Source organism: Streptomyces sp. BR123, assembly GCF_013401435.1.
Classification (GTDB): Bacteria; Actinomycetota; Actinomycetes; order Streptomycetales; family Streptomycetaceae; genus Streptomyces.
In genome coordinates this window covers 47689-61173 of record NZ_JACBGN010000008.1, presented here as the reverse complement: position 1 = coordinate 61173, position 13485 = coordinate 47689, and the positions used below count along the sequence as shown (strand labels likewise).

Sequence of the window (13485 nt, the reverse complement as noted above, 5' to 3'; positions counted from 1 at the left end):
CCCCGGATGCCGGAGAGGCCCACAGCCCCTCCGGCATCCGCATGCCACGGCGCCGCGCGGGCGGCTCCGGTCCGGGCGGGAGGCCGAATGCCGACGGTTCGACTGCCGGCTCAGTCCGGGTGGGCGGCGGTGCGGAGGGCCATGGGCGGCGATGGCCGCGGCCTGCTCCGGGTGTGCTTCCAGCCGTGCGCCGAGGTGCTCCCGTACGGCCTCGGCGACGCAGGCGCGCACTGCTGTGCCGCCCAGTACGCCGGGTGTGGCGCCGGCGAATTCGGGGTCGTCCAGCTTGACCGACACGACCGCTGTCAGGCCTTCGCCGATCCGGTCGTCGCCGACATCGGGGTCCGCCGCCGTCAGCAGCAGCCGCTTCGCGCGTACGCGTTGACCACGGCGGTCACGCCGCCGCGGAAGCCCGCCGCATGCCTGCCGCGTTCGGGCGTGGGCTTGCTGTTGGCGAAGCAGCGGAGGTGTTCCTCGCGGGAGTCGTGCCATCGGAGGGCAACCTCCACGTTCCCGCCATGCGGAGGTCCTCCCGTTCGAAGCCGATGACGTCCGGGTGAACGGGTGCTTCCGGTCGCGAACCGTGCCGGGAGCGAGTCCGGGCCCCGCCGGGGCCGCGTACGCGCCCGTTTGCGGCCGGCCCGGGGTCCCCGATTTCGGTACGTGCGCGCCCGCTGCCACCGGGCGCTCAGTGCAGGCCACCGCGATCCGGACGGCCTTCTTCCCTCGCGAGCCTGCTGCGCCCGGGGGTCTCAGCAGTGGTTGACGGCCACGGGGCGGTTCTCGTAGGGGCCGTAGCCCGCGAAGGTGGCGGTCGCGCCAGGGGCGACCTGCCGACAGGTCGAGATGCTGCCGTCGCGGTAGAGCACCTGGAGGTCGTAGGTGCTGCCGCAGCCGTTGTGGACGGGGGTGTAGCGCCAGGTCTCGGACCAGGTGATGCAGGTGGGCGCGATTCCGGAAGCTGGTGTTCCGGGGATGAGCCGGAAGCTGTCCCGGGTGGTCACGGGGGCGCCGGCCCGCGGCTGCATGAAGCGGTTCGCGCCGTCCTCCCAAGCGATCGCGCCGTCGGCCTTCTTCACCAGGTACTTGTACTCGACGGGGGTGCCGGACGGTATGGACGCCTCGGCGTCCCACACGGGGTAGCCGTGCGCGTCGAGCGGCACCGCGTGTGCGGGATCCCATGAGCCCAGCGCCGGAACGCTGCCGACGGCGAAGACCCGGTCGCCCCAGTGGGTGGTGGCCGTGACCTGGAACCGGACCGGTGAACTCGAGGGGGTGTCCGCGGCGGCGGACGGTGCGGCAGCCCAGGTGAGGAGTGCAGTGGCCAGTGCCGCCGCGATGATGCCGGCGCGCCTGTTCTCGGTTCCGTGCACGGGGGTTGTCCCTTCGTGGGAGGGCGGGAAGCGCTTGCAGCCTACCGAGCCTTGCAAAATCTTGCAGCAACTTGCAGAAAGTTCTGATGTGTTGCTGTCGTCGGTCTGGGTCTCGGTCTCGGGCTGTGGACTGTTAGGTTGACGGCTCTTTGTTCATGCCGGTGTTTCGGGTGGGGGAGTACGCGCGATGCGGCGCAGGCTGGTGCGGGCGGTCACGGGGGTTGTCGGGGCGGGGATCCTCGCAGTGGGGGTGGCGGCCTGCGCGGCGTCGCCGTCGCAGAACGCCGACGGCGGAGGGGACGCGCAGCCTGCGAAGGCCGCCGCCACCGGCACGCCGAGCCCTGCCGCGAGCGCGGGCGACGCCGCCGGATCCGCCGCCAGGGCCGCCGGATCCATCGGCGGCGACGGAACTCCGTGCCGGCTGCCGGTCTCCTTCGATCTCGCACAGGACTGGAAGCCGAAGGCCGTCACGCACGCCGAAGACGACCGGTTCGCCGCGCTGTTCAAGCAGGGCGGACTGACCCTCGCCTGCGAGATCGACGCCAAGCCCGCAGGGAACACGGGCTTCCTGCGCGTCTGGGTCGCCGACAAGCCGGCCGGGGCCGGGGACGCCCGCAAGGTGCTGGAGTCGTTCATGAGCGGTGAGAGGACCAAGGGTGCTCCCGTCTACAGCGAGGTGCGGGCGGGCGAGGGCGGCGCCGCGCTGCCGGCGGTCGAGGCCGCGTACGAGACGGCCCCGCTCGACGAGGCCAAGAAGGAAAGCGCCTTCGCCGTCGTCACCCCGGGCGGCGCGTCCGTCGTCGTCCACCTGGGCGGGCTGGACACCGCCGAACACGAGGCGATGCAGCCCGCCTACCGGCTGGCCCGGCAGTCCCTCAAGCCGGGCAGCTAGCCGACTGGTCGGGTCGTTCCTTCCAGCCCCTGGCCTCCGACCGCATGGGAATATTCGTGCATGGTGAATGAATGAGGGCGGAAGCCCGATGCCCTGCTGGGCGTCGGTGCCGGTGCCGGTGCCGGTGCCGGTGCCGGTGCCGACGTCGAAGGGGGAGGGGCGTGACGTACGCCGCCGAAGGCGACGCCCGGACCGCAGCCCTGCTGCACGCGCAGGGCGTTCACATCGCGTACGACGACGACACCGTGCTGGACGGCGTCGGCCTGACGCTGGAGCCCGGTGAATGCCTGGCCCTCGTCGGCGCCAACGGGTCGGGGAATCAACGCTGTTGCGCGTCTGCGTGGGGCGGCAGCAGCCCGACCGGGGCGATGTCCGCTTCGCCGGGGCCGCCCCGCGCGAGGCGGACGCCGTCTTCCGTCGGGACGTCGGGCTGCTCCTCGGTCTGCTCCTCGTCCTGCCCCTGTACCTGGCGGCGGTCGCGCTGACCGAACCGGCCTACCAGGACACCGACCGGCCGGGTCGTGCCCTGCTGCTGCCCCAGCCGCCCGCCGTCCTGGCCGTGGCCCATCTGGCGGTACCGGCCGCGGTGCTCTGGGCCGCCGCCGGCACCGCCCGGCTGCTGTCCCTGCTGCCCGGACTGCCCTCGGGGCCCCTCACCGCGTACGCCACGGCGCTGCTGGTCACGGGTCCCGCGCTGGTGGCCACCGCCCTCTTGGGCGCGTACCGGGGTGCGCCGAGGTACGACCTTGCTGGCCCTGTCGCTCGACTGGTTCGCGGCCGTGCCCTTCCTGCTGTGGCGGCTGGCTCCCTCGCTGGCCGCGGGATTCGTGGCCGCGCCCTTCCTGTGGCACATGGCGTACGACGCCTCCGGCGGCCCGGACGCCGCAGACACGCTGTGGCTGGCGGTACGCTCCGGCGCGGTCCTCGCCTGGGCCGTCCGCCGCGTCGGCCGCCAGGCCCGCGAACTCCACGGCTGAGCCTACAGCTCCGGGCGCGGTGGGACACGCCCCGCCACGGCGCCGACGCCGGCGCCGTCACAGCGCACGTCACAGCGCACGGCACAGCGCACGGCACGCCGAGGGGAGTTGCCCGGGCCTTCGCCACGAGTGCGGTATACGTCCTCCTCGGGCGCACCGATGCCCGCGAAGGGAGTGGTTTGCCGTGGAGCGAACGACCTGCTGCGTGGTGGGAGGCGGCCCCGCCGGCATGGTGCTGGCCCTGCTGCTGGCCCGGGCCGGGGTCGAGGTGACGGTGCTGGAGAAACACGGCGACTTCCTGCGGGACTTCCGCGGTGACACCGTCCACCCGTCGTCCCTGTCGCTGCTGGACGAGATCGGCCTCGCCGAACGGTTCGCCCGGCTCCCGCAGCGCCGCGTCACCTCGGTGCAGCTGCCCATCGGGCCGGAGGGGTCCCTCGTCACCGTCGGCAACCTCGGGGCGCTGCACGGGAAGTACAACTACATCGCGATGGTCCCCCAATGGGACCTGCTCGACCTCCTCGCCGACGAGGCCCGCCGGGAGCCGTCCTTCCGCCTGCGCATGGAGACCGGGGCGACGTCCTTCCTCATCGAACGCGGACGGGTGAACGGCGTGCGCTACCGCACCGCGGACGGCCGCACGGGAGAACTCCGCGCCACCCTGACCGTCGCCTGCGACGGCCGCGGATCCCTCGCCAGGACGCTGCCCGAACTCGGCCTGGAAGGCTTCCCCTGCCCCATGGACGCCTGGTGGTTCCGGCTGCCGCGGAACGACGAGGACCCCAGCGGGCTCGTCGGAGGCGCGGGGGACAGGTTCTTCACCGCGCTCATCGATCGCGGCGACTACTGGCAGTGCGCCGGTCTCATTCCGAAGGGGGCCGACGCCGCGCTCCGCGCCGAGGGCCTGGAGGCGTTCACGGCCCGGTTCGCGGCCGCCGTCCCCTGGCTCGCGGACCGCGCCGACAGCCTCACGTCCTGGGACGACGTGAAGCTGCTCGACGTACGGCTCGACCGCCTGCGCCGCTGGCACCGCCCGGGCCTGCTGTGCATCGGGGACGCCGCCCACGCGATGTCACCGGTCTTCGGCATCGGCATCAACCTCGCCGTGCAGGACGCGGTGGCCGCGGCCCGCTACCTGGTGGGCCCGCTGCGGGAGGGCACCGTGGGGCTCCGGGACGTGCGCAGGGTACAGCACCGCCGCTGGCCCACCACGGTCGTGACCCAGGGCCTGCAGCGCCTCGCCCACGCCCAGGTCATCGAGCCGCTGCTGGCCGGCCGCCCCCCGTTCGGCGATCCGGAGCGCGTGAAGCGGCTGACCGAGCTCGTCACCGAATCGCGCCGGCTGAACCGGGTCCCCGCCTACTTCGTCGCCTACGGAGCCCTGCGCGAGCGGCCCCCGCGGGAATCGCTCCGCTGAACGGGCCGGCGGCCGGTGCCGCGGGGGCAGCGGTCAGGAGGTGCGCTTCAGGGTCCACGTGTTGGCGTTGAAGCTGGGCACCGCCGAGTAGCGGCAGCCGCTCGAGTAGTAGCTGCCGACGATGGTCCAGCCGGCCGGCGGCCAGGTGGAGGCGCAGGCGTTGACCTGGGTGCCGACCGGGTACCCGTTCAGGTCCATGACCTGCTTGGTGTTGGGGGTGAAGCCGGAGCCGCAGCCGGCGCTGTTCCACCACTGGACGTCCACCCAGCCGCTCGGCGTCAGGGCGCTGGCACACATGTTCTGGGTGGTGCCGGGTGCCGCGCTGGCAGGGGTCGCGGCGACCGCGAGGGCGGTGAACGCCATGGTGGCGAGGGCGGCGAAGCGGGTGCGGATCACGGGGTTTCCTCTCGGGCGCGCTGGAACCCGCCGACCGTCGGCGGGCCGTGCCCAGGTGCCGCCCCATTGCTATCCGACCCGGCCCGGCCGCAGACAGTCACATTTTGGGCACAACCGTGCGATTGTTTACGGCCGTTGGCGTCGCCCCCGCGCAGGACCGCAGCAGCCGACCGCCCGCCGCCCGGCCCCGGCCGCCCGCCGCCGACCTCTTCGGCCGTGCCGGACGGGATCGCCGGGTCCGGACCGGCATAGTGGTGCGGTGACCAGCGAACGCGACGACGCAAGCGGCGAACCCACCCCCGACGGCACCTCCCCGCGACCGGACCCGGCCGGTGACGAAGAAGCACAGGTCATCGTCGTCGGCGCAGGACCCGCCGGCTCCGCCGCCGCGGCGCACCTGGCACGCGCGGGCGTGGACGTCCTGCTGCTGGAGAAGAGCGGCTTCCCCCGCGAGAAGGTGTGCGGCGACGGACTGACCCCGCGCGGCGTACGCCAGTTGGTGCGGATGGGCATCGACGTCAACGCACCGGGCTGGATGCGCAACAAGGGGATGCGCTGGGTGTGCGAGGGCCGAGAGGCGGAGCTGGACTGGCCGCGGCTGGGCAGCCACCCTGACTTCGGGCTCACCCGCAGCCGCTACGACTTCGACGAGCTGCTCGCCGCCCACGCCCGTGCCGCCGGAGCCCGGCTGCGCACGCAGGTGAAGGTGACGGCCCCGCTGTGCGACCGGGCGGGAAACATCACGGGCGTGTCCGCCTCGCGCGGCCCGGGCAGGGAACCCGTGCGGTACCGGGCACCGCTCGTCGTCGCGGCCGACGGCGCCTCCGCGCGCACCGCGCTGGCCCTGGGACTGGAGCGGGACACCGCCCTGCCCGTGGCGAGGGCCGCCCGCCGCTACTACCGCAGCGAGGCCCGCACCCACGACCCGTACCTGGAGCTGTGGGCCGACCTGCGCTGCCCGGGCACCGGACTGGACCTGCCCGGATACGGCTGGGTGTTCCCGCTCGGCGACGGCCGCATCAACATCGGCCTCGGCGCCCTGCCGCGCCGCGGCCGCCGGCCCGTGGACCTGAGGGCGGCCCTGGAGCACTGGCTGCCGCGCCTGCCCGCACACTGGGGCGTGCACGAGGAGAGCGCCGACTCGCCGCTGCGCAGCGCACCCCTGCCGATGGGCCTGAACCGGCGCCCCCAGTACCGGCGGGGCCTGCTGCTGGTCGGCGACAGCGCCGGAATGGTCAGCCCCTGGAGCGGCGAGGGCATCGCCCAGGCACTGGAGGCGGGCGAAGCGGCCGCGGAAACCATCGCCCTGGCACTGGCCCGACCGACCGGGGCGCGACGCGAGCACGCGCTGCACCAGTACCCGGCGGAGATCCGCCGCCGCTGGGGCCGCTACTACCGGCTGGGCACCCTCGCCGGCGACCTCGTCCTCACCCGCTACGGCTACCGGCCGCTGCTCCACCCGCGCGTCATGGCCTCGCCGCCGCTCCTGCGCGCCCTGGCCCGCCTGCTCACCCACGCCGCCGACGAACCCGCCCAGGACGGCATCGACGCCGTCGTCCACGCACTCCTGCGCGCCGTCCCCGCACCGCGGCGCTGAGACGTCCGGGGCCGGGTCGCCACCGCCGCCGTGCCGACCGACAGGTACGGGTGCCGGCCGATGCCGTACGGGGCCACGCCCTCGCCCGGTTCCACGCGGCCACGGCCACCTCCGGGCCTGCGTCGCCCGGGGCGCACTCCGCGCGGACCCGGAGAGGGAACGGTCAGCCCGGCTGCGGCCAGAGCGCGGTCCGGAGCACGGCCCGGCGCCCGTCCGACTCGGTGACCTGCCACGAGGTCCAGCGCAGCAGTCCGTGGACGGCGTTCCCCTGCTCCGGCTCGGTGAGGGGCAGTTGCAGGTCGCAAGCGGGACGCGTGCCTTCGGCCGGAACCGCCCGCGCACGCAGCCCGATGGGAGGACCGCCGCGCGCCGCACCGGGCACCCTCGTCATGCTCGGTTCCCAGCCGTCGGCGCGCAGGGCAGGGGGAGGGGCGCGGCAGGCGCGAAGCGGCAAGGACCGGGAGGGCCCGGCCCCGGGCGCCCCGGCGGGCCGGGGCCGCGGCCCCGGCTTAGGCTGGACGGGGGAGCTGATCCGGGTGACGGCGCAGGCCGGAAGGGACGCCCCGATGGACGAGTACCCGCTGATCGAGAACCACGGGCTGATAGGCGACCTGCAGACCGCGGCCCTGGTGACATCCGACGGATCGGTCGACTGGTTCTGCTGTCCGCGCTTCGACTCGCCCAGCGTCTTCGGAGCCCTCCTGGACAGGAACAAGGGCGGGCACTGCACGGTCCGGCCGGCCCACGGGACGTACGCGACCAAGCAGTTGTACCTTCCCGACACCGCGGTCCTGGTGACCCGGTTCATGACGGAGGCCGGCGCCGGCGAGGTGGTCGACTTCATGCCGCTGACCGGTACCACGGCAACGGACCGCCACCGCCTGGTCCGCATGGTCCGCTGCGTACGCGGCAGCATGACCTTCGAGCTCGACATCGCGCCGCGCTTCGACTACGGGCGCAAACCGCACGAGCTGCACGTCACGGAGAGCGGAGCCGTGTTCGCCTCGGACGGCATGGCCCTGACCGTGCACACGGTCCGCGAGCCGGACGACGAGCGGCTGGCGCACTCCCTCACCGGCGACCAGGACCTGCACCTCACGCTGAGCCTGGAGGCGGGCCAGCAGCGCGGACTGGTTCTGGAGTCCGCCGCCGACGGGCCGCCCCGGCAGATCGGCCTCGCCGAGTACGAGCAGCTCTTCCACGGCACCATCCGCCACTGGCGGTCCTGGCTGGCCAAGTCCCGCTACACGGGCCGCTGGCGGGAGGCCGTCGAGCGGTCCGCCGTGACCCTGAAGCTCATGACGTACGCCCCCACCGGCGCCGTCGTCGCCGCTCCCACCGCCGGACTGCCCGAGCAGCTGGGCGGCGAGCGCAACTGGGACTACCGGTTCACGTGGATCCGTGACGCCTCCTTCTCCGTGTACGCCCTGCTCGGCATGGGGTTCACGGAAGAGGCCAAGGCGTTCATCGGATGGCTCGACGACCGCATCAAGGAACGGGCCGGCGGCGAAGGGGACTCCGGTCCGCTGAACATCATGTACGCGGTCGACGGCTCCTCCGACCTGAAGGAGGAGAGCCTGGAGCACTGGGAGGGCTACGAGCGGTCCGCCCCCGTACGCATCGGGAACGGCGCCGCCACCCAGATCCAGATGGACATCTACGGCGAGGCGATGGACAGCATCTACTTCGCGCACGGCCACGGCATCCACCTCGGGTACCGGGGGTGGACCGGGCTGCTCCAGGCCCTGGACTGGCTGGCCGACCACTGGGACCAGGCGGGAGAGGGCCTGTGGGAGACCCGCGGCGGCCGCCAGGACTTCACGTACGGCCGGGTGATGTCCTGGGTGGCGTTCGACCGCGCGCTGCGGCTCGCGCAGGACACCGGCCGCCCGTCCGCGGCGCAGCGCTGGACCGGCACGCGGGACGCGATCTACGAGCAGGTCATGGCGCGCGGCTGGAACGAGGCGCGCGGGGCGTTCGTCCAGCACTACGGCAGCGACGTCCTCGACTCGTCGCTGCTGCGCATGCCGACGGTCGGCTTCATCACCCCGCAGGACCCGATGTGGTCCTCCACGCTGGACGCGGTCGAGAACGAGCTGGTCACCGACAGCCTGGTGTACCGGTACAACCCCGAGGCGTCGCCCGACGGACTGCGCGGATCCGAGGGCACCTTCTCGCTGTGCACCTTCATGTACGTCGACGCCCTCGCGCGCGCCGGGCGGGTCGACCAGGCCCGGCTCGTGCTGGAGAAGATGCTGGGGTACGCCAACCACCTCGGCCTGTACTCGGAGGAGATCGACCTCACCGGTCGCCAACTGGGCAACTTCCCGCAGGCTTTCACCCACCTCGCCCTCATCGACGCGGCGATCACCCTCGACGCGACCCTGAACCGGGCTTCGTGACAGGGATGGTCAGCGGCGCCCGCCGCCTCCGATGGCGCCCGCCGCCCCGGCCGGCGGCGGGCCGAGGAGCACGAGCGTGTCGCCTTCCGCCGGCTCGGCGCCGCCGGCCTCGGTGACCGGCTCCAGCAGCCCGTTCCGCCGGACCCTGAACAGCGTCTCGCACCCGGCCGGACGGGGCTCGGAGGCGGGCCGCACCAGGAAGCGCGCCCCCCGCGCGTGGTGCTCCGCGAGCACGTTCCGGACCATGGCCGGGCCGAAGAGGACGGTGCCACCCGTGTACGGGGCCACCACCGCCCCGCTGTCGTGCGGCGGGCCGACCCGGTAGACCGGCCCCTCGACGCTGTCCTGGACGACGACCGAGGCGAGGGCGTTGAAGTCGTCGTCATCCGTGCACAGGAGAACCGCCGTGACCCCCTCCAGGCGCGCCCGCGGGTCGGTGGCCGCGGCCAGGAGCTCGCCCGGGGCCAGCTCGATGCCCGCCTGCCCGATGCGGCGCCGCTCCTCGGCGAGCCCGGCCCACATCAGTACGTCCAGGCCGGCCGTGCGCAGCGCCAGCGCCAGGTCGACCACCCAGGGCGCCCCGCCGACCAGCAGGGGCCGGGTCCGCGCCGACCGGACGACGCCCAGCCTGGCGGCCACGGGCCGGGCCGTGAGGGCGTAGACCAGGACGGTCCCGACGATCACCAGGAAGGTGATCGGCAGGATCTCGTCCGCGCCCGACAGCCCGTCGTCGACGAGGGTGGCTGAGAAGGTGGCGGCGGTGGAGGCGGCGACGATGCCGCGGGGCGCCATCCAGCCGATGAACGCCCGCTCCCCGAAACCGAGGTGCGTGCGGGCCGTCGCCAGGAACGCCACCAACGGTCGCACCACGAGGACGAGCCCGGCGACGAGGAGCAGCGAGGGCAGGAGCACCGGTGCCACGGCCTTCGGCGCGACCGTGGAGGAGATGGAGATGAACAGCAGGCCGATGACCAGCTGGACGACGGTCTCGAAGAAGGGGTGACGGGCCGGCATGTCGAATCCGGGCAGGTTCGCGGCCGCCATGCCCATCACGATGGCGGCGATGAGCCCGGTGTCGTCGAGGAGCATGTCGCAGCCCGCAGACACCGCGACGACCGCCGCCAGCTGGGCGAGCGTCCCCAGCGTCCCGCCGAGCCGCAGCCACTGCAGGGCCAGCCACAGCAGTCCGACCCCGATCGCGCCGCCCGCCAGTCCGACGGCCAGGCTCCCGAAGAACATGCCGAACCGGAAGCCCTGGCCGGCCTGGGTGCGGACGATGACGTGGAAGGCGACGGCCCCGAGGATGCCGCCGATCGGGTCGATCAGGGAACCCTCCCAGACCAGGATCTGCCGCACCCGGTCGGTCGGCCGGACGTGGTCGAGCAGCGGGCCGACGACGGTCGGCCCGGACACGACGAGGATCACGCCGATCATCACCGCCACCGTGAGCGGTACGTCGAACAGGGCCGCGGCCAGCCCCAGGCAGGCCGCCCAGGTGATCAGGACCCCCGGCACGATCAGCCGGGTCACCACCCCCCGCGGCTCGCCCTCCAACTGGTGCAGGTGCAGGCCCAGTCCGGCGTCGTACAGGATGACGGCGACGGCCAGGGACACCAGCGGCGTGAAGTCGGGCGCCAGCCGGTCGGGATGGACGACGTCGGTCAGCGCCCCGGCGGTGAAACCGACCGGCAGCAGCACGATCAGCGAGGGGACGTGCAGCCGGCTCGCCAGGATCTGGGAACCCACGGCCAGCACGACGGTCAGGGCGGTGCCGAGCAGGACCTGCTGTTCGCTCACGGCACTTCCGTCCCTCCTGCGTGGACACGGCCGGGGCTCCGGCGGATCAGCCGGCCCGGGCTCCGGCGGCTCAGCCCCGGTCCTCCGGGCCGCTGCCCCGCCGCAGGTCGGCATCGGTGAGGGGCTCCAGCGTGCCGCGTGTGTCGAGCCGGTACAGCAGCACCACCGCGGGGAAGACCAGCACGACGGACACGAGGGTCACGACGAGAAGCCAGTGCAGGGTGGCGGGTGCCCCCGCCGCCTCGGCCACCGTGAGCGAGCGCGGGATCAGGTACGGGCGCTGCGCCATGCCCCAGGCAAGGATCGCCGAGGCGACGATGCCCACGGCCGACACCCGCGACCACGCGCCGGAGGTGCGCAGCAGCAGCCAGGCGGTCACCAGCGTCGCCACCCCCGCCACGATCACGAAGAACAGCCCGGCGCCGTGGGTGAGGCCGCGCCAGACGTGCGGGGCGTCGCCGTGCGTGACGAACAGGGTGACCACTGCCAGCACGGCCAGGGCGGCGAGCGCGGCGACGGCCCGCCACCGGAAATAGGCGTGCAGGTCCGGGGATGCGAAGCGCACCGCGTCCGCGGCGAGGAACACGGCTCCCAGCAGTGCCGTGGCGACGACCGCGAGGATGCCGAAGAACACGGAGGTGGGGTTGGACCAGGCGTGCGCCGACGGCTCGGTGCCCGGCGCCACCCGGCCGGAGGCGATCCCGCCGGCGGCGGCCCCCAGGAAGAACGGCGTGAGCAGCGAGGAGATGGCGAACACGGCCCCGTAGACGCGCCGTCCGGCGAGCCTGCGGGTGGGCTTGCGCAGGGCGAAGCCGGCGCCGCGCAGCACGATGCCGACGGCCGCGAGCGCGAGCGGCAGCCACATCGCGAGGAACACCGTTTGGAAGAACACGGGGAACCCGGTCCACATGATGACGAGGACGAAGATGAGCCAGACGTTGTTGACCTCCCACACGGGCGCCATGGCGTGGTCGATCAGCCATCGGGGGCGCTTGCCGCGCTCCGCCCCGCCCGCGGTGAGGTCCCAGAAGCCCGCGCCGTAGTCCGTACCGCCGGCGCAGGCGTCCGCGGCGACCGCGAGCAGCAGGACGGCCGCCAGCACACCGGCGGTCACCGGCTGCCTTCCCCGGTCGCTCCCGGGCTGCCGTTGCCGTTGCCGCTGCCGTCGCCGTCGCCGCGGCGGGGCGTAGGGGTGCCGCCGGCCGCGACCGCCGAGCGGGGGCCGTAGGGGGTGTCCGTCTCCGGCGTCTCCATCGTTCCTTCCTCACCGCGCCGCTCGTCGTCCAGCCGCCATCGGGTGCGCATTCTCAGGAGGACGACCAGGAAGGAGCCGAAGATGAACACGTACACCACGACCACCAGCGCGAACATGGTCCACAAGGCGCCGGAACGGGTCGCGGTCACCGCGTCGGCGACCTTCATGTTCTGGTAGACGATCCACGGCTGCCGGCCCACCTCGGTGGTGATCCATCCGCATTCGACCGCGATGACGCTGCCTGCTCCGGCGCATGCGGCGCTGCGGTAGAACCACGCAGAGGCGGGCAGCCGGCGCCGGCGCCACCAGACGATGCCGTACCAGAGGGCGAGCAGCAGGAGCACGGTGCCGATGCCCACCATGGTGTCGAAGGCGAAGTGGGTGATGGTGGCCTGAGTGGCGTTCGGCCGCTGGTCGGCCGGTACCGATGTCAGGCCCGACACCTTGGTGTCAGGCCTGAAGCCGGCGAGGACCGAGTCGAGCTGCGGGATCTTGATGCCGCCGGAGATGCTCCCGTCGGGGTGGAGTCGGCCGAAGAGGTATTCCGGCACGTGGGTGTCGGTGTTCCAGACGATCTCCATCGCGGCGAACTTCACCGGCTGCTTGCGGAACACGGCACGGGCGATGGCGTCGCCCAGCATGAACTGGACCGGGGTGAAGACGGCCGCGACCGTGAACGGAACGGTGAAGCCGAGGCGGTGGTAGCGGTCGCGCCGCCCGCGCAGCCAGCCCACGGCGTAGACACCGGCGACGACGTATCCGGCGGTGACCAGCATCGCCACGACGAAGTGCCAGTACTCCGGACCGAACATCGGCGTGAAGATCGCCTTGCGGACGTCCACGTCGACGGGATTGCCCTCGGAGTCCAGGGTGAAGCCCCGCGGGGTGTTCATCCAGGAGTTGGCCGCCAGGATGCCGAACGCGCCGAGCAGGGCGGCGGCCGGCAGCGGCAGCCCGAGCAGGAAGTGCGTACGGGCGGGCAGCCGGCGCCAGCCGTACAGGTAGACGGCGATGAGGACGGCCTCCAGGAAGAAGGCCCAGGCCTCGACGCCGAATCCGAGCCCGAAGACGTCGCCCCACCGGCCCATCAGCCCCGGCCACAGCAGCCCGAACTCGAAGGACAGGACGGTACCGGTGACGACGCCGATCGCGAACTGCACCGCCATCACGGCCGACCAGCGCCGCGCCAGCAGCAGGGCGGTCGCATCGCCGCGTCGCAGCCCGTAGCCGTGCATGATCAGGGTGATGAGCGGCAGCGCCACGCCCAGGGGCACCAGGATGATGTGCGAGGCGAGGGTGAAGGCCATCAGGGATCTGGCCGGCAGCATCTGGGGCGGTGCTTCCGCCAGCAGCTGGACCGTGGTGTGCATGGGAGAGCC

Annotated in this window: 13 protein-coding genes and 1 pseudogene; 5 read left to right on the top strand and 9 right to left on the bottom strand. The window is 73.2% G+C overall.

Annotation, left to right across the window (positions count from 1 at the left end; genetic code table 11):
- The 3 genes and pseudogenes from HYE82_RS37580 to HYE82_RS02515 form a co-directional block, all read right to left on the bottom strand.
- Positions 1-309, bottom strand: a pseudogene (locus HYE82_RS37580) (hypothetical protein); the annotation flags it as partial.
- A gap of 44 nt (positions 310-353) precedes the next feature.
- The gene (locus HYE82_RS39200; protein WP_309144176.1) at positions 354-509 is read right to left on the bottom strand and encodes a hypothetical protein; all 156 of its coding nucleotides are present in this window, start codon (positions 507-509) and stop codon (positions 354-356) included.
- Between the two features lie 243 nt (positions 510-752).
- Positions 753-1373: a carbohydrate-binding module family 20 domain-containing protein gene (locus HYE82_RS02515; RefSeq protein ID WP_179172225.1), complete on the bottom strand. Its 621-nt coding sequence runs from the start codon at positions 1371-1373 to the stop codon at positions 753-755.
- Between the two features lie 187 nt (positions 1374-1560).
- Here HYE82_RS02515 and HYE82_RS02510 point away from each other — a divergent pair, with 187 nt between their 5' ends.
- Positions 1561-2265, top strand: coding sequence for a lipoprotein (locus HYE82_RS02510; RefSeq protein ID WP_179172224.1), 705 nt, complete (start codon positions 1561-1563; stop codon positions 2263-2265).
- A 319-nt stretch (positions 2266-2584) separates the two neighbouring features.
- On the opposite strand, the gene HYE82_RS02505 is transcribed toward HYE82_RS02510, so the two are convergent.
- Positions 2585-2833 (bottom strand): hypothetical protein, encoded by a 249-nt coding sequence (locus HYE82_RS02505; RefSeq protein ID WP_179172223.1) that lies wholly within the window; start codon positions 2831-2833, stop codon positions 2585-2587.
- A gap of 178 nt (positions 2834-3011) precedes the next feature.
- Between HYE82_RS02505 and HYE82_RS02500 the strand changes: the two genes are divergently transcribed.
- Together HYE82_RS02500 and HYE82_RS02495 are read left to right on the top strand one after the other, a co-directional pair.
- Positions 3012-3242, top strand: coding sequence for a hypothetical protein (locus HYE82_RS02500; RefSeq protein ID WP_179172222.1), 231 nt, complete (start codon positions 3012-3014; stop codon positions 3240-3242).
- A 184-nt stretch (positions 3243-3426) separates the two neighbouring features.
- Positions 3427-4659, top strand: coding sequence for an FAD-dependent oxidoreductase (locus HYE82_RS02495; protein ID WP_179172221.1), 1233 nt, complete (start codon positions 3427-3429; stop codon positions 4657-4659).
- 33 nt (positions 4660-4692) lie between these two features.
- Here the strand turns inward: HYE82_RS02495 and HYE82_RS02490 are convergent, their stop codons facing one another.
- A complete protein-coding gene (locus HYE82_RS02490; protein WP_179172220.1) occupies positions 4693-5055 on the bottom strand; it encodes a hypothetical protein in 363 nt (120 codons plus the stop codon).
- Positions 5056-5407: 352 nt separating this feature from the next.
- On the opposite strand from HYE82_RS02490, the gene HYE82_RS02485 reads away from it, so the two are divergent.
- Positions 5408-6652, top strand: a complete 1245-nt coding sequence (locus HYE82_RS02485; RefSeq protein WP_309144177.1) for a geranylgeranyl reductase family protein — start codon at positions 5408-5410, stop codon at positions 6650-6652.
- Positions 6653-6815: 163 nt separating this feature from the next.
- On the opposite strand, the gene HYE82_RS02480 is transcribed toward HYE82_RS02485, so the two are convergent.
- Complete coding sequence (locus HYE82_RS02480) at positions 6816-7043, bottom strand: hypothetical protein (protein ID WP_179172219.1); 228 nt, start codon at positions 7041-7043, stop codon at positions 6816-6818.
- A 175-nt stretch (positions 7044-7218) separates the two neighbouring features.
- Between HYE82_RS02480 and HYE82_RS02475 the strand changes: the two genes are divergently transcribed.
- Positions 7219-9054 carry a glycoside hydrolase family 15 protein gene (locus tag HYE82_RS02475; protein ID WP_179172218.1) on the top strand — a complete coding sequence of 612 codons (1836 nt, stop codon included), beginning with the start codon at positions 7219-7221 and terminating at the stop codon, positions 9052-9054.
- 9 nt (positions 9055-9063) lie between these two features.
- On the opposite strand, the gene HYE82_RS02470 is transcribed toward HYE82_RS02475, so the two are convergent.
- The 3 genes from HYE82_RS02470 to HYE82_RS02460 form a co-directional block, all read right to left on the bottom strand.
- Positions 9064-10851, bottom strand: a complete 1788-nt coding sequence (locus HYE82_RS02470; protein WP_309144175.1) for a cation:proton antiporter — start codon at positions 10849-10851, stop codon at positions 9064-9066.
- A 70-nt stretch (positions 10852-10921) separates the two neighbouring features.
- The gene (locus HYE82_RS02465; protein WP_179172216.1) at positions 10922-11965 is read right to left on the bottom strand and encodes a cytochrome d ubiquinol oxidase subunit II; all 1044 of its coding nucleotides are present in this window, start codon (positions 11963-11965) and stop codon (positions 10922-10924) included.
- On the bottom strand, positions 11962-13476 hold the full coding sequence (locus HYE82_RS02460) for a cytochrome ubiquinol oxidase subunit I (protein WP_179172215.1): 1515 nt from the start codon (positions 13474-13476) through the stop codon (positions 11962-11964). Before HYE82_RS02460 ends, HYE82_RS02465 begins: the two co-directional genes overlap by 4 nt.
- Between the last annotated feature and the right edge of the window lie 9 nt (positions 13477-13485).